A 15,311-nucleotide genomic window follows, 5' to 3' on the forward strand; every position below is an offset into this window, starting at 1 on the left:
GGTCGCCGGGGGCGGGGCCTGATCGCAGGGGTACAAGTAACGTGTTTGGACTGAATATCCGCCGCTTTCTCGGCATCTCCCTTCTTGCTGTCGTCGCCGGCTGCAACCAGACCGACAATTCCAACATGGGCGTGACGACCGACCCATCCGGTGTGCAGACCGCACACCAGCAGCAGACCGGGACCGCGGTCGTGCAGGGCTCGTGCCCGCAAGTCTACCTGCGCGACGGCACGGCCGTGCTTCGCCGCTATGCCAAGGGCGCCAAGGACGATCCGCAGAAGCTGCTCTATCAGGTGACGCTTGCCGATTCGACGCGCCAGTGCGTGCTGAGCGAAAACCAGCTCGTCGTGACCGTCATGGTGCAGGGCCGGGTGGTCGAGGGGCCGGCGGGCACGGGCGGTACGGTGAATGTGCCGATCCGGGTCGCCGCGACGGACGAACAGAAGACGCTCTATTCCGAACTCGTGCAGCATTCGGTCGATATCGGGGCCGGCCAGTTCATCTTTACCCAGGCCAATATCGCCTTGCCAGGCGGTTCCGGCGGCTTCACGAAGGTCTATGTCGGCTTCGACGAAGGCCCGTACAATACGAAGTAATCGCTTGCTTCAATTCGAAGAAAGGCCGCGGAAGATAGCTTCCGCGGCCTTTTTCATGTCCTGCAGGTGAAAGCGCTCAGATCGCTTCCTGCCATTCGGCAAGCGCCGTGATCACGCCGGGCAGTTCGCTCATGCGCGAGATCACCGTCTCTGCGCCGGCTTCCGTCAGGCGGTCGGCATGGGAGGGATAGGTGTGCGAGGCGCCGGTAAAGCCCACGACGCGCATGCCGGCGGCGCGCGCACCCGCAATGCCATGCACCGAATCCTCGATGACCAGCGTGTTGGCTGGGTCCGCACCGAACTGCTTGGCGCCATGCAGGAAGATGTCCGGCTTCGGCTTGACGCGGTCCGGCCCGAGATCCTTGGCCGAATAGATATGCGGTGCGAAAACCTGCTTGAGGCCGACCTTCGAAAGCATCATGTCGAGGCGGTGGGAGGATGAGTTCGAGCAGATGCAATAGGGCTTGCGGATGCGCGAGAGCATCAGCTTGACGCCGTCGATCACCTTCACCTCGGCGGCAAGTCGCGCGTCGAGCAGCTTTTCCGACTTGTCGAGCAGCGAGGCGGAGAGCGGAATGGCGGCCTCGCGTTCGATGGTCAGAAGAATATTGTGCCAGGTCATGCCGGCGAAGCGCTCGCCCATCTCCTCGACGCTGATCGGGTAACCCGCCTCGGTGAGCAGCCGCGATTCCACTTCCGCCGCGATGATTTCCGAATCGACCAGAACGCCGTCGCAGTCGAAGATGATGAGGTCGAAACCGTCCATGTCGTCGTCTTTCCTTTGAGGGGCAGCGATACGCCCGGCAAGCGGGGCTTCCCTACACGAAAGGGCCGGGGGCGACAATTGCCAGATTGGCAGGACTGCCGTGCTGCGACCTTGTGTTGAGGTGTAGGCAAGGTCGAGTTGTACTTAGCCGCCGCGCGCTGTTACCTTGGGAACAGGGAGATCGTGGCTCGACCCTATAGTGCGGGACATTGTCAGCACCAGTTCCACCAGGAGATCGAAATGGCAAGAGATCCGAATGGCAACATCACGGGCACGAGCGGTAACGATCTCCTTTGGGGGACCGCACGCGTTCTGGGCGACGGAACCTACGACAACCATGTGGATTCCGACAGTGCGTTCTACAAGGGCGCGATCCGCGGCTATGGCGGCAACGACACCATTTTCGGTGACATCTACCAGGACCCCACGGAAACCACCGAGGGCGACGTCGCCTACGGCGGCGACGGAGATGACCGTATCTTCGGCGATACGGGTTTCGACGAGCCCAACTGGCAGTACAACACGCATGGCGGCTCCGACACGCTTTACGGCGGAAACGGCGCTGACCAGATCTACGGGCAGGGTGGCCACGACCAGCTTTATGGCGATGCGGGCAACGATCTTCTGGTTGGCGGCACCGGAAGCGATACCCTTCACGGCGGCTCGGGAAACGATATTCTCTGGGCGGATATCAAGGGCAAGACATACGCCGCGCAAGCGATGAACCACCTCTATGGCGGAACAGGCAATGACAGCCTCTATGGTGGCGAAGGTATCGACGAACTCTATGGCGATGCCGGCTCGGATATCTTGCGCGGCGGCGGCGGCGGTGATGACATGGCCGGCGGCGATGGCTCCGATATGCTTTATGGCGGCGCGGGCGACGACATCCTGGACGGTGCCGATCTCGGCGCGCAGGCCGATGCAAAGGACCACCTCTACGGCGAGGCTGGCAACGACCGCATGACCGGAGGCGCGGGCAACGACTATCTCTTCGGCGGCTCGGGCAACGACTCCATGGAGGGCGGTGTCGGCAACGACTACATGAATGGCGGCACGGGTGCCGATACCTTCGACTGCGGTGCCGGCAACGATATCTACATCATCGATAATACAAAGGATGCTTTCCGCTTCGAATTTGCCGATTCCGGCACGGACACGATAAACTCTTCGGTGACCTGGCGCCTGGGTGACTTCCACGAAAACCTCACGCTGACAGGCACCGGGGCGATATCGGGTGTGGGCAATGATGTCGGCAACATCATGCGCGGTAACGATGCGGCCAACACGCTGAGCGGCAAGGGCGGAAACGATTTCATTTCCGCCGGCGCGGGCGACGACAAGATCTATGGCGGCATGGGTGCCGATGATCTCTACGGCGGGGCAGGCAAGGATGCCTTCATCTTCAGGTCGATCAAGGAATCGACCCTGGCGTCCAGGGACACGATCTTCGATTTCGTCAGAGGCGATCGCATCGATCTGTCGGTCATCGACGCCAATACGAAGGTCGCCGGCAACCAGGCCTTCACCTTCGTCGCCAATGAGGGGGGCTTTACCGGCAAGGCCGGGCAGCTGATCTACGACAAGAAGGCCTCGGATACCTACATCTACGGCGATGTGAACGGCGACAAGAAGGTGGATTTCTCGATCCATCTCGATGACGACCTGACACTGCTGAAGGGCGATTTTATCCTTTAGCCCAGGATCGCGTCACAGGGCGATACAAGGGCGGCTCTCGGGCCGCCCTTCATCTTCGTGCCTACGGAAACAGCGTCATGAAGCGCCGCTCGCCCTCTGCCGTAAAGCGGATGGCGCGGCTGTCCTTCTCGCGCTTCGCCCAGCCATCGGTGATGAAGCGGGTGAGCAGCGCTTCGCCAAGCGAGCCCGCCAGATGCGAACGCCGTTCGCTCCAGTCGAGGCAGGTGCGGCAGACGGGGCGGCGTTGGGCGCGAAGGGCGGGAACGTCGATGCCGATGGCAGCGATACGCGTTTCGCCGGATTGCGTCAGCGCGGCATCGTCGCCGTCGAGCGTCACGTCGCCATCCGCAACCAGCCGGTCCAGCATGCGCACACCAAAATCGCCGGCGAGATGGTTGTAGCAGACGCGCGCCTTGCGCAGCGCCGGGTCCTTCGGCCCCGGGCGGGTGCGCAGGTGCCCGCGATTGGCAGCAAACCCCATGATGTTTTCGAGCAGCAGGCCCACCTCGTCGTCGGCAAGCGCAAAATAGCGGTGCCGGCCCTGCTTGCGCTGGGCGATGAGTGCGCCGGCCTCCAGCTTGGAAAGGTGCGAGCTTGCGGTCTGCAAGGTGATGCCGGCGGCACCGGCAAGCTCGGTCGCCGTCAGCGCCTGCCCGCCCATCAAGGCGGTCAGCATGTTGGCGCGGGCGGGATCGCCGATGAGTGCGCCGATCTGGGAGATGTCCGGTCCTTCTTTCATACTTCGATGGTAGACGAAGCATTCACGTCGGGCAATATGGGAAAACACGTCATCGCAAACGAAGCAATTCCAGCAAAAATGCGTGAGCGTTTTGCATCCGGGATTGCGCGTAACAAAGAGAAATGACGATGATCACCTGTTTCATCCGCTACGAGATCGATCCCTTCAAGAAGGACGCCTTCGCCACCTATGCCCGCAACTGGGGTCAGGCGATCCCGCGCTGCGGCGCCGACCTGATCGGCTATTTTGGCCCGCACGAGGGCTCTGCCACCACCGCATACGGTGTCTACAACATCGAAAACCTCGCCGCTTACGAGGCCTATCGCGCACGCCTTGTCGCCGATCCGCTCGGCCGCGAAAACTACGAATTCGCCAGAAGCGAGCGCTTCATCCTGAAGGAAGACCGCATCTTCCTCAAAAACGTCTCGCTGCCGCACGCGCTGAAGGTGGTGCCATGATCGCCGTCATCTTCGAAGTGGTACCGGCCTCTGGCCGCATGGACCGCTATCTCGAAACCGCGCGCGACCTCCGCCCGCTGCTCGACAATATCGACGGCTTCATCTCCATAGAACGCTTCCGCAGCCTCACCGACCCGACGCGCCTGCTCTCGCTGTCCTTCTGGCGCGACGAAGCGGCGGTGAAGGCCTGGCGCACGACCGAAGAACACCGCGCCGCCCAATCCCTCGGCCGCCACGGCATCTTCGACGCTTATCGGTTGCGCATCGCGAGCGTGGTGCGGGATTATGGGCTGAACGACCGGGATCAGGCGCCGGAGGATAGTCGAAGTTTTCATGCGGCGTGAAAGCAAATGGCCCGCTCACGGCCGGCCGTTCCAGTTCGTTCCGAACGCCTTCGGGTTGCGTTCACAACGCCCTCAACCCTCTCCATCGTCATCCTCGGGCTTGACCCGAGGATCCACTTCCACGGCAAACGCTAACCTTTTGGCATGGATCCTCGGGTCAAGCCCGAGGATGACGACGGAGAGGAGTGTCGTATGGGCTTCCCATCATTTTCGCCTACTGCACCGCTACCTCCGACCGCTCCCCGGCCTTGACCGTCGCCTTCGCCTCCTTCGGCGCCACGTCGCCCTCATACTTCACGACCACGACATAGTCTCCGGGCGGTAGCGTTTCCTGGTATTCGGCGCCGTAATTGGTCGACATGGATTTCTGGTTGCCCTGGATATCCTTCTTGGCATTGAGGATTTCGATGCTGTAGGCGTCGGGTGCCGTGATCGCCAGCACGCCGGCATCGATGTTGACGACGACCTCTTTCATCTCGCCCGCCTTGACGGTGAAGGGGATTTCGCCGGTCGCCAGGCCGAGCTTGGCCGTCAGCACATGGTCGCCGGGCGGAACGTCGATCTTCGTGCCGGTGCCGTAGCTGTTGGCGATGCTCTTGCGTGTGCCGTCGATATTCTTTTTGGTCTCCACCACCTCGAAGAACATATTGCCGGAATCAACTTCCGGCCCGCCTGCTGCATAGATCGCCTTGTTGAGCACGATGCCCGAGCCGATGATGAGATCGCGCTCGACCGTCTCGCCCGCCTTGACGCTCAGGGTTTCCGTCACCTTGGCCGGGCCGATGGAACCGTTGAGCTTCACCTCGCCGGCGGAGGCGTAGAATTTTGCCGTGCCGTAATAGGTTGTGGAATAGTCGCCGAAGGCGATTTCGATTGCTGCATTGGAATCGGCATCGGCATCTTCAGGCGTGCGCTTCGGCATGATGACCAGCCGGGCGGCGTCGAAGTTGACGAAGGGTTTCGCGACGGCTCCGTCCTTCACCTCGAAGGGTGCCTGGCGCTTGATTGAACTCTGCAATGTGGCAACGGCAATGTATTTGCCCGGCGGGTAATTGCCGGAAAACGCGCCCTTGTACTGGCTTTCGATATAGTCGCCGGCAGGCGCTCCATTCGCGTCCGCCTTGTAGATTTCCCAGAACACATCGTTGTTGTCGCCAAGCGACGGGCCGCCTTCGGAAAGCACGCTGTCGAGTTCGGTGTTGAATTCGATTGCCGGTGCCGGTTCGGGCTCCGCGACCGCCACTTCCTGCACAGGCTTCGACATCGGCGCTTCCGCCACCGTCTCGGTCAGCGCCGCGACGAGTTGCGTCGCGTCGGACGCCTGGAAGTATTTGCCGCCGGTGTTTTCGGCAAGGCAGGCGACCTGCCTGCCTTCCTCCTCCGTCAGGCCGAAGCCGACGACGTGCGTGGTAAAGTCTACCCCCTTGCTTTCGAGCGCCGAGGCGAGCGCGCAGGGGTCTGCCTCGCAGGTCTCCAGCCCGTCCGTCACCAGTACGACGGTCGCCTTGTCCTCGGTATATTTGAGGATATCGGCTGCCTGTTCGACGGCGTGCGAAATCGGCGTCTTGCCCTTCGGATTGATACCCGCGACGAAGGAATTGATTGCATCCTCGGTGCCTGCACCGGGCGGCACGGCAAGCTCGATATCGCTGCACGAACCCTTTTCGCGGTGGCCATAGACCATCAGGCCGAGTTCCGTTCCGGCCGGCACGGATTTCAGCACGGTGCTCAGCGTCTCGCGGGCAAGGTCGATCTTGGCGCGGCCATCGATCTGCCCCCACATGGAGCCTGACGCATCAAGCACGATCATCGTCTTGTCGGCGGCGATGGTCTGCGTGGCGGCAAGAAGCCCCGCCAGAAGCATGAAGACGGTCTTCAGTCGCACATCGTTCTCCTCGGTCCCCCGGAAAACCCGGTCGTTCACGCCGGCAGGGGCACGGCATGTTCATCGAATGACGGACGGGGAGGACCATCTATTCGCGGCCGCTTGAATTCCATTAAAGGTCCCGCCGCGGAACGAATTTCGCTTTTTCTCCAATCCTTTCAGTCTTTGGTAACCATCTTCGGTAACCATAAGGATCAGTTCAGCCCCGAGTAAGCGTATCAGCGAGTATCAAATGCCATCTGTTCTTTCGCTTGCAGACGTCTCCCGTTCGCCCCGCAAAAGCGGCTGGCTTGACTCGATCATCAAGGGAGATTGCGTTGCAGCCCTTGAGGCCCTGCCGGATCAGTCCGTCGACGTCATCTTCGCCGATCCGCCATACAACCTCCAGCTCGGTGGCGCGCTCACGCGGCCGGACCAGTCGCTGGTCGATGCCGTCGATGACGAATGGGACCAGTTCGCCTCGTTCGGGGCCTATGATGCCTTCACCCGAGCCTGGCTGCTCGCCTGCCGCCGCGTGTTGAAGCCGTCTGGCACGATCTGGGTCATCGGCTCCTACCACAACATTTTCCGCGTCGGCGCGACGCTTCAGGACCTCAATTTCTGGATCCTGAACGACGTCATCTGGCGCAAGGCAAACCCGATGCCGAATTTCAAGGGCCGCCGGTTCCAGAACGCGCACGAAACGATGATCTGGGCGACCCGCGATCCGAAGGCCAAGGGCTATACGTTCAACTATGATGCCATGAAGGCTGCCAACGACGACGTGCAGATGCGCTCGGACTGGCTGTTCCCGATCTGCAACGGCGGCGAACGCCTGAAAGATGCAGACGGCAAGAAGGTGCACCCGACCCAGAAGCCGGAAGCGTTGCTCGCCCGTATCCTGATGGCGTCCTCCAAGCCCGGTGACGTGGTGCTCGATCCGTTCTTCGGCTCCGGCACGACGGGTGCGGTCGCAAAACGCCTCGGCCGCCACTTCGTCGGCATCGAGCGCGAACAGGCTTACATCGATGCCGCCCGTGAACGCATCGACGCCGTCGAACCGCTCGGCAGCGGCATGCTGTCCGTGATGACCGGCAAGAAGGCCGAACCGCGCGTCGCCTTCAACACGCTGATCGAAAGCGGCCTGATTGCCCCCGGCACGGTGCTGACGGATGAACGCCGCCGCTACAGCGCCATCGTTCGCGCCGATGGCACGCTCGCCTCGGGCAGCGATGTCGGCTCCATCCACCGCGTCGGCGCCCGCGTACAGGGCCATGACGCCTGCAACGGCTGGACCTTCTGGCACTACGCGGAAGGTGCCGCGCTGAAGCCGATCGATGCATTGCGCGCCGTCGTACGCGCCGGCATGGCCGGTATCGAATAGGCCTGTTGCCCACGAAAAAAACGGTTTCTCCAGCCGCGGCCTCCGGTGCTCCCTGCACCGGGGGCTGTGGCTTTTGAGGGGAAGGGGGCGCCCGCCATTTGACAGGACCCCCCAACTTCCACAGGCGCGATTCAGGTGATGTTAACCATCAGGCGCTTACTGTGATCTGGTAAATACATCAGGCCAAGCGGCGGAAATCGTTGCGGAAAGCCAGGGCCGATCAACCGGCCGGGCAGGCCAGATATCGCTTTTCCGGTTTTTGTACCTTCAGTCCCGGAAAAGTGAAAACGCCCGGAGCCATAAAGCTCCGGGCGTTTCGGTTTCAGGAGATGCCCTCAATCAAAGCGCAATGCCGTGCGCCGCAAGGTCGCTCTTCAGCTTCTCCGGGTCGGTGAACTGGACAGCGTGCCAGCCGGCATTCCGGGCACCTTCGACATTCGCCGGCGCGTCGTCGATGAACAGCGTATGGGCGGGCGACAGGCCGAAATCGTTGCTGTGCTTCTCGTAGATCGCAAGGTCCGGCTTGATCAGGCCGATCTCCCCGGAAACCGTCACGCCGCGCGGCATGTCGAGGAAGGGGAAGAGTTGGCGCGCTTGCCTGAATGTATCGGCGGCAAAGTTCGTGAGCATGGTCACGTCGTGACCTTCGGCGATGAGGGTCTCCATGATCGCCACGCTCTCCACATAGGCGTGCGAGACCATTTCGTGCCAGTATTTGCGGAAGGCGCGGATCTGTTCGATGCGGTCGGGATGTTCCGCAATCAGCAGGGCTTCCGCCTCCGCCCAGTCACGCCCGCGGTCCTGCTCGAGGTTCCAGTCGTGCGTGCAGACATTGGCGAAGAACCAGTTGCGTTCGGCATCATCGGGGATCAGGCGGGCGAAGGGGATGTGCGGGTCGTAATGGATCAGCACCTTGCCGATGTCGAAGACGACGTGTCTGATTTCGATGCTGCTCATGCTGTCCTCGTCGTTTGAAACGCGTCGGGTATGGCTTGTTTTATTGCCTTCTTCATGACGGTCGGCAGTGCCTCGCCATCGAGCGTGTCCTTCGCCTGCCACCATCCTTCGCCGGCGCCGGTATTCAGCGGCACCTTGGAACGGTAGATGGAGAGGCGCAACTCGAAATGCGTGAAGACATGGGTGACGGTGCCGCAGGCCTGCCAGTCTGCCTGAAAGGGTGCGGCTTCGGTGCCGGTCTCGCCATCGATGCGCCCCGTCCAGGCACTTCCCGGCACTTCCGTCATGCCGCCGAGCAGCCCGCTCTCGATACGCTTGCGCAGGAAAACAGCACCGGTCTCGTCCTCGGCGATGAAGGCGGCACCCAACCTCACGGGTTTTTCCTTCTTCGCTGCCTTGCGCGGAAACAGTTCGGGGTCTTCACGGCCGAGCACGCGACAGTTCGCATTGAACGGACAGAGCGCGCAGGCGGGTCGCCGCGGCGTGCAGATCGTCGCGCCGAGATCCATCATCGCCTGGGCGAAATCGCCCGGCCGGTCCTCCGGTGTCATGGCAGCGACGAGCGCCCGCATTTCCGGCTTTGCCGCAGGAAGCGGCGTCGTGATGGCATGCAGGCGCGAGATGACGCGCTCGACATTGCCATCGAGCACGGCGCTTTTCCGGTTGAAGGCGATGGCCGCGATCGCCGCTGCCGTATAGTCGCCAATGCCGGGAAGCGCCTTCAGGCCGTCCTCGGTATCGGGAAACACGCCGCCATGCTCGAAGGCGACCGCCTCGGCGCATTTCTTGAGGTTGCGGGCGCGCGCGTAATAGCCAAGCCCTGCCCAGGACTTCATCACGTCTTCATTGTCGGCTTTCGCGAGATCGATAACCGTCGGCCAGCGGGAGGTGAACAGCGCGAAATAGGATTTGACCGCCTGCACCGTCGTCTGCTGCAGCATGACCTCGGACAACCAGATCCGGTAGGGATCGGGTTCGATACCGCGCGCCGCCATCGGCGGGCTCACCCGCCACGGCAGGTCCCGGTGATGCCGGTCGTACCAGGCAAGAAGCAGGTCGGCGGGCGCCGCTGTCCGGTGGGCTTGGGTCATGATTTGCCTGAACGGGGTCGGAGCGACCCAATATACTGACGCAATTCCGGACGCAAAACCGCTGCGCACTTTTGCTGGAATTGCTCTATAACTGACGGAGTGATCCGCGATCTTCAAGTGCTTCGCGGCAAAAACAGGAATATTTTCCCTGCCGGCAATTCCAGCAAAAGCGCGCAACACGGTTTTGCTTGTCGCGAATCGCCCAACAAGGGGACAAGGTAAAACGTGAACGCCAAAGCCCAAAAACCGAGACGTGGCATCGTCCAGATCAGCGAAGTGGCGAACGCGCTGATCGATCCGGTGCTGGCGAAACGCGCCGGCATCAATACGATGCTGCTTGGCTCGTGGGATGAGATCGCCGGCACGCAGTTTGCCGATTGCACGCGGCCGGAGCGCATTTCCTGGCCGCGCCGCGCCTCAGAGATGACGGGCGAGGGCGGCGGCTACCAGCCGGGCGTGCTGACGATCGCCTGCGAGGGCGCGCGTGCGCTGTTCCTCAGCCACCAGCAGGGTGAGATCATTCAGCGCATCAACGGCTTCTTCGGTTTTCCGGCAATCAGACAAATCAAGATCGTGCAGAAACCGGTGGCGGCGCAGCCGCGCCGCAAGCCCAAGCCGCGCCCGCTGACCGGCGCGGCCGCCCGCCATCTCGACGATCTTGTCGAGGGCATCGAGGGCGATGCGCTGAAGGCGGCGCTGAAGCGCCTCGGTACGGCGGTGCTTGGCATGCCCCGAAAAGCGCCGTGAGCAACCATTGAACGGTCACAATTCTTTGAAGTTACTAGCCTTAACTCCGCTTGTTCCTGCCCCAAAGCAGGTATAACGGGAGTGCCAAGAGCAATTTCGGGTGCGAAGCGGTTTTCCGTCCGGGCTTGCGTCGATGGACCCAAGAATTCCTTATCCCTTCCGACAGGAGAGACCATGTCCCTTTCCGAAATGAGCCTGATGAAGCGCCTCTTGACCGGCGCTGCCGTTGCGGCGCTCGCCGTGACGCTGGCTGCCTGCTCCGACGAGAAGAAGGAGGAGACCGCCAAGGCTCCCGAGACCAGCCAGACGACGACGGGCGAAAGCGCAAGCTCGACGCCTGCCACGTCTACCGGCACGGCAACCGAAACCTCCACCACGACGACGACCACCACCACGACTCCGGCCGAGACGGCTCAGAAGCCTGCGGCAGAAGTTCCGTCCGCTGAGGGCGACGTCGATATGGCGGAAGTGCTGAAGCCCGGCGCGCTGCCGGATATGGTTTTGGGCGAGGCGAATGCTCCCGTCACCATCGTCGAATACATGTCGACGACCTGCCCGCACTGCGCGGCCTTCCACAACAATACCTTCGATGCGATCAAGGCGAAGTATGTCGATAGCGGCAAGGCCCGTTTCATCGTGCGCGAATTCCCGTTCGATCCGCGTGCCGCCGCCGCCTTCATGCTGGCACGCTGCCAGCCGCAGGATTCCACGAAGCTCACCGAAGCTGCACAGTATTACCCGATGATCTCGATGCTCATGAAGCAGCAGGAAACCTGGGCCGCCGCACAGGATGGCCGCGAAGCGCTGCTCCAGATGTCGAAACTCGCCGGTTTTACACAGGAGAGCTTCCAGGCCTGCTTGACGAACCAGAAGCTTCTGGATGATGTGAACGCGGTACGTGAACGCGGTGCCAAGGAATTCGGCGTCGCAGCGACCCCGACCTTCCTGATCAACGGCAAGCGCTATTCGGGAGACATGTCGGTTGACTCCATGTCGGCCCTCATCGAAAGCCTTCTTTGATCCTTCGACCGGATTTCCGGCGGGCGACGGCGGAAGCCGTGCGCCCGCTTTTTGCTTTACGGCACGGGTGAACGCATGAAGTTCACAAAGCTCCGTGTGCTCGGTTTCAAGTCCTTCGTCGAACCCATCGAATTTGTCATCGAACGCGGCCTCACCGGCGTCGTCGGGCCGAATGGCTGCGGCAAGTCGAACCTCGTCGAGGCGCTGCGCTGGGTGATGGGGGAGAATTCCTACAAGAACATGCGCGCGTCCGGCATGGACGACGTCATCTTCTCCGGCTCCGGCCACCGCCCGGCGCGCAACACCGCCGAAGTCGGCCTCTATCTCGACAATTCCGACCGCACCGCGCCCGCCGCCTTCAACGACCAGGACGAAATCCAGGTCACGCGCCGCATCGAGCGCGAAAACGGCTCGGTCTACCGTATCAACGGCAAGGAAGCGCGCGCCAAGGATGTGCAGCTGCTCTTCGCCGACGCGTCCACCGGCGCCCGCTCGCCCTCGATGGTAGGCCAAGGCCGTATCGGTGAGCTCATCCAGGCAAAACCCCAGGCCCGCCGCCAGCTGCTCGAAGAGGCGGCCGGCATTTCCGGCCTGCATTCGCGCCGCCATGAGGCGGAACTGCGCCTGCGCGCCGCCGAAACCAATCTCGAACGGCTCGACGACGTCACCTCGCAGCTCGAAAGCCAGATCGAGAGCCTGAAGCGCCAGTCGCGCCAGGCGAACCGCTTCAAGGCGCTCTCCGCCGATATCCGCCGCCATGAGGCGATGCTGCTGCACATTCGCTGGGTGCAGGCGAAGGAGGCGGAAGGCGAGGCGGAAAGCCAGCTCAACCAGGCGACCTCGCTCGTCGCCGAGCGGGCGAATGCGCAGATGCAGGCGGCCAAGGACCAGGCCGTCGCCAGCCTGAAACTGCCGGAACTGCGCGAGAACGAAGCGAAACTCGCCGCCGTGCTGCAGCGTCTGCAGATCGCCCGCGCGCAGCTGGAAGAGGATTCCGCCCGGCTGCTGCGCCGCCGCGACGAACTGACCCGCCGCCTAGCGCAACTTGGCGAGGACATTGTTCGCGAGGAGCGCATGGTGGCCGACAACGCCGCCGTGCTGGACCGTCTGACGACGGAAGAGGAAGAGATCGACGAAATCCTCGCCGAGGCCGACGAACGCGCCGAAGCCGCCCGCGAGACGATGGACGAGGCGGCGGCAAAACTTTCCGAGAGCGAAGCGGCCCTTGCCGCCGTCACCGCTGAGCGGGCCGAGGCGTCAGCGTCACGCAACCAGCTCGAAAAAGCGATCCGCGACCTGTCCGAACGCCATCTGCGCCTCGGTCAGCAGCTTGATGCGCAGGCCCGCGAGCTCGATGAGATGGACGCCCGCATTGCGGATCTTCCCGATCCGGAAGAGCGGCGCGCTGCCGTGCAGTCGGCGGAAGAGGCGCTGGAAGCGACCGGCGAGATGCTCGTCGCCGTCGAGGAGGCGCTGGAGGAAGCCCGTTTCAGCGAATCCGCCCTGCGCGGCCCGGTCGATACGGCGCGCGCGCGCCTTGCCGGCATCGAGACCGAGGCGCGCACCATCCGCCGCATGCTGGAGGCCGGCAGCGGTGACGGTTCCTTTGCGCCGGTCGTCGAAGACGTGCATGTCGATCGCGGGTTTGAGACGGCTCTCGGGGCAGCCCTTGGCGACGATCTCGATTCGCCCGCTGATACTGCGGCACCCGTGCATTGGCGGCTCACCGGCAACATGTCCGACGATCCGCACCTGCCGGCCGGCGTGACCGCGCTCACCACCCATGTCCGCGCACCAAACGTGCTGCACCGCCGGCTTGCCCAGATCGGCGTCGCCGCAAGTGTCGACGACGCGCTTTCCCTCCTGCCGCATCTGCGGACAGGCCAGCGGCTCGTCACCCGCGAAGGCGCCGTCGTCCGCTGGGACGGTCACGTCACCGGTGCCGATGCGCCAAGTGCTGCCGCCCTTCGCCTGGAACAGAAGAACCGCCTCACCGAACTCGAGGCGGAGCTGGACGATGCCCGCGCAGCACTAGCCGATGCGCAAGCCGATCTTGCCCGCGCCGGCGAGGTGATCCGAGCCGAGACGCAGCGCCAGCAGCAGGCGCGCGATGCGCAGCGCAACGCCACCCGCACGCTTGCCGAAGCGCGCGACTCTCTGGAAGCCGCCGAGCGTGCCTCCGGCGACCTCATCCGCCGCCGCGCCGTGCTCGCCGAAACCCGGGTGCAGATCGAGGCGCAGGTCGAGGAAGCCGCGCAATCGCTGGAGGATGCGCGTGCAGCGTTGGAAGACGCCCCCGACCTCGCCGATCTCGATCTCAGCCTCCGCACTCGCACGATGGAGGTCGCGACTGACCGGGCGACGCTGGCCGAAGCGCGCGCCGCCCATGACGGCCTTGCCCGCGAAATGGCCGACCGCCGTCGCCGTCTGATGGCGATTTCCGCCGAGCGCGAAACGTGGAAGGGCCGCGCCGCCAATGCGGAAAGCCACATCGCCACGCTGCGTGATCGTGAGGGCGAAGCGCGCGAAGAGATGGAAGGGCTTGCCGAGGCGCCCGACGAGATCGAGGAAAAACGCCGCGAACTGCTGACCGGCCTGACCAATGCCGAGGCCGCCCGCCGGGAAGCCGCCGACGCCTTGCAGGAGGCGGAAAACCAACAGCGCGAGGCCGACCGCACCGCGACGACCGCCCTCTCGCAGCTTGCCGAATCGCGCGAAACGCGCGGCCGCGTGGAAGAACGCCTCGTTTCCGCCCGCGAGCGCCGCGTCGAGGGCGAGGCGCGTATCCGCGAGGCGCTGTCCTGCGCACCGCACGAGGCGCTGAAGCTCACCGGCCATCCGGCGGGTGCGCCGCTGCCGGACCCGCGCGATCGTGAAAGGGACCTCGATCGGTTGAGGATCGAGCGCGAACGTCTCGGCGCCGTCAACCTGCGCGCCGAGGAAGAGCAGAAGGAATTGACCGAAAAACTCGATGCCATCGTCGCCGAGCGCGAGGATATCATCGAGGCGATCCGCAAGCTGCGTTCGGCGATCCAGAGCCTCAACCGCGAGGGCCGCGAGCGCCTGCTCGCCGCCTTCGATGTGGTCAACGTGCAGTTCCAGCGCCTCTTCACCCACCTTTTCGGCGGCGGCACGGCGGAGCTGCAATTGATCGAGAGCGATGATCCGCTCGACGCCGGCCTGGAAATTCTCGCCCGCCCGCCCGGCAAGAAGCCGCAGACCATGACGCTGCTGTCCGGTGGCGAACAGGCATTGACCGCGATGGCGCTGATCTTCGCCGTCTTCCTCACCAACCCGGCGCCGATCTGCGTGCTGGACGAAGTGGATGCGCCGCTCGACGACCACAATGTCGAACGCTACTGCAACCTGATGGACGAGATGGCCGCCTCCACCGAGACCCGCTTCGTCATCATCACCCACAATCCCATCACCATGGCCCGCATGAACCGCCTCTTCGGCGTCACCATGGCGGAGCAGGGCGTGTCGCAGCTGGTGTCGGTGGACCTGCAGACGGCCGAGCAACTGCGCGAGGCGTCGTAGCGCAATTCCGGTGAAATCTGGTTCACCGGAATTGCTCTAGATTATTGTTTTTGCCGCATTATCCGACACCGAAGCGATGCCGCTTCGGCTGGAAATGCTCTAGGCTT

Annotated in this window: 13 protein-coding genes; 8 read left to right on the forward strand and 5 right to left on the reverse strand. The window is 63.2% G+C overall.

Annotated elements, in window-relative coordinates:
- Positions 1-41 precede the first annotated feature (41 nt).
- Positions 42-596 carry a hypothetical protein gene (locus ACT6VE_RS12405; protein WP_444798902.1) on the forward strand — a complete coding sequence of 185 codons (555 nt, stop codon included), beginning with the start codon at positions 42-44 and terminating at the stop codon, positions 594-596.
- A gap of 76 nt (positions 597-672) precedes the next feature.
- On the opposite strand, the gene ACT6VE_RS12410 is transcribed toward ACT6VE_RS12405, so the two are convergent.
- Positions 673-1,362: an HAD family hydrolase gene (locus tag ACT6VE_RS12410; protein ID WP_444798903.1), complete on the reverse strand. Its 690-nt coding sequence runs from the start codon at positions 1,360-1,362 to the stop codon at positions 673-675.
- 240 nt (positions 1,363-1,602) lie between these two features.
- Between ACT6VE_RS12410 and ACT6VE_RS12415 the strand changes: the two genes are divergently transcribed.
- Positions 1,603-3,060, forward strand: a complete 1,458-nt coding sequence (locus tag ACT6VE_RS12415) for a calcium-binding protein (protein ID WP_444798904.1) — start codon at positions 1,603-1,605, stop codon at positions 3,058-3,060.
- 61 nt (positions 3,061-3,121) lie between these two features.
- On the opposite strand, the gene ACT6VE_RS12420 is transcribed toward ACT6VE_RS12415, so the two are convergent.
- Positions 3,122-3,799, reverse strand: a complete 678-nt coding sequence (locus ACT6VE_RS12420) for an ArsR/SmtB family transcription factor (protein WP_444798905.1) — start codon at positions 3,797-3,799, stop codon at positions 3,122-3,124.
- Positions 3,800-3,927: 128 nt separating this feature from the next.
- On the opposite strand from ACT6VE_RS12420, the gene ACT6VE_RS12425 reads away from it, so the two are divergent.
- Together ACT6VE_RS12425 and ACT6VE_RS12430 are read left to right on the forward strand one after the other, a co-directional pair.
- Positions 3,928-4,257 (forward strand): NIPSNAP family protein, encoded by a 330-nt coding sequence (locus ACT6VE_RS12425; RefSeq protein ID WP_444798906.1) that lies wholly within the window; start codon positions 3,928-3,930, stop codon positions 4,255-4,257.
- Positions 4,254-4,601: an antibiotic biosynthesis monooxygenase family protein gene (locus ACT6VE_RS12430; protein ID WP_444798907.1), complete on the forward strand. Its 348-nt coding sequence runs from the start codon at positions 4,254-4,256 to the stop codon at positions 4,599-4,601. Before ACT6VE_RS12425 ends, ACT6VE_RS12430 begins: the two co-directional genes overlap by 4 nt.
- Before the next feature lie 214 nt (positions 4,602-4,815).
- Here ACT6VE_RS12430 and ACT6VE_RS12435 read toward each other — a convergent pair whose 3' ends face one another.
- Positions 4,816-6,486, reverse strand: a complete 1,671-nt coding sequence (locus tag ACT6VE_RS12435) for a vWA domain-containing protein (RefSeq protein ID WP_444798908.1) — start codon at positions 6,484-6,486, stop codon at positions 4,816-4,818.
- A gap of 232 nt (positions 6,487-6,718) precedes the next feature.
- On the opposite strand from ACT6VE_RS12435, the gene ACT6VE_RS12440 reads away from it, so the two are divergent.
- Positions 6,719-7,849 carry a site-specific DNA-methyltransferase gene (locus ACT6VE_RS12440; RefSeq protein ID WP_444798909.1) on the forward strand — a complete coding sequence of 377 codons (1,131 nt, stop codon included), beginning with the start codon at positions 6,719-6,721 and terminating at the stop codon, positions 7,847-7,849.
- Positions 7,850-8,188: 339 nt separating this feature from the next.
- On the opposite strand, the gene ACT6VE_RS12445 is transcribed toward ACT6VE_RS12440, so the two are convergent.
- Positions 8,189-8,806, reverse strand: coding sequence for an HAD family hydrolase (locus ACT6VE_RS12445; protein ID WP_444798910.1), 618 nt, complete (start codon positions 8,804-8,806; stop codon positions 8,189-8,191).
- Positions 8,803-9,897 (reverse strand): A/G-specific adenine glycosylase, encoded by a 1,095-nt coding sequence (gene mutY, locus ACT6VE_RS12450; protein ID WP_444798911.1) that lies wholly within the window; start codon positions 9,895-9,897, stop codon positions 8,803-8,805. Before mutY ends, ACT6VE_RS12445 begins: the two co-directional genes overlap by 4 nt.
- Positions 9,898-10,122: 225 nt before the next feature.
- Between mutY and ACT6VE_RS12455 the strand changes: the two genes are divergently transcribed.
- From ACT6VE_RS12455 to smc, 3 genes are all read left to right on the forward strand, one after another.
- Positions 10,123-10,644 carry a DUF721 domain-containing protein gene (locus ACT6VE_RS12455; protein ID WP_444798912.1) on the forward strand — a complete coding sequence of 174 codons (522 nt, stop codon included), beginning with the start codon at positions 10,123-10,125 and terminating at the stop codon, positions 10,642-10,644.
- A 174-nt stretch (positions 10,645-10,818) separates the two neighbouring features.
- The gene (locus ACT6VE_RS12460; RefSeq protein ID WP_444798913.1) at positions 10,819-11,664 is read left to right on the forward strand and encodes a DsbA family protein; all 846 of its coding nucleotides are present in this window, start codon (positions 10,819-10,821) and stop codon (positions 11,662-11,664) included.
- A gap of 75 nt (positions 11,665-11,739) precedes the next feature.
- Entirely contained in the window at positions 11,740-15,204 is a 3,465-nt protein-coding gene (gene smc / locus ACT6VE_RS12465; RefSeq protein WP_444798914.1) for a chromosome segregation protein SMC, read from the forward strand.
- The last annotated feature ends 107 nt before the right edge of the window (positions 15,205-15,311 follow it).

The organism is Shinella sp., assembly GCF_052438155.1.
GTDB lineage: Bacteria > Pseudomonadota > Alphaproteobacteria > Rhizobiales > Rhizobiaceae > Shinella.

Bases quoted from the DNA above. Each gene is read 5' to 3' on its own strand.
- mutY (WP_444798911.1), bottom strand. From the start codon at position 9,897: ATGACCCAAGCCCACCGGACAGCGGCGCCCGCCGACCTGCTTCTTGCC.
- ACT6VE_RS12420 (WP_444798905.1), bottom strand. From the start codon at position 3,799: ATGAAAGAAGGACCGGACATCTCCCAGATCGGCGCACTCATCGGCGAT.
- ACT6VE_RS12440 (WP_444798909.1), top strand. From the start codon at position 6,719: ATGCCATCTGTTCTTTCGCTTGCAGACGTCTCCCGTTCGCCCCGCAAA.
- smc (WP_444798914.1), top strand. From the start codon at position 11,740: ATGAAGTTCACAAAGCTCCGTGTGCTCGGTTTCAAGTCCTTCGTCGAA.
- ACT6VE_RS12415 (WP_444798904.1), top strand. From the start codon at position 1,603: ATGGCAAGAGATCCGAATGGCAACATCACGGGCACGAGCGGTAACGAT.
- ACT6VE_RS12445 (WP_444798910.1), bottom strand. From the start codon at position 8,806: ATGAGCAGCATCGAAATCAGACACGTCGTCTTCGACATCGGCAAGGTG.
- ACT6VE_RS12410 (WP_444798903.1), bottom strand. From the start codon at position 1,362: ATGGACGGTTTCGACCTCATCATCTTCGACTGCGACGGCGTTCTGGTC.
- ACT6VE_RS12425 (WP_444798906.1), top strand. From the start codon at position 3,928: ATGATCACCTGTTTCATCCGCTACGAGATCGATCCCTTCAAGAAGGAC.
- ACT6VE_RS12430 (WP_444798907.1), top strand. From the start codon at position 4,254: ATGATCGCCGTCATCTTCGAAGTGGTACCGGCCTCTGGCCGCATGGAC.
- ACT6VE_RS12460 (WP_444798913.1), top strand. From the start codon at position 10,819: ATGTCCCTTTCCGAAATGAGCCTGATGAAGCGCCTCTTGACCGGCGCT.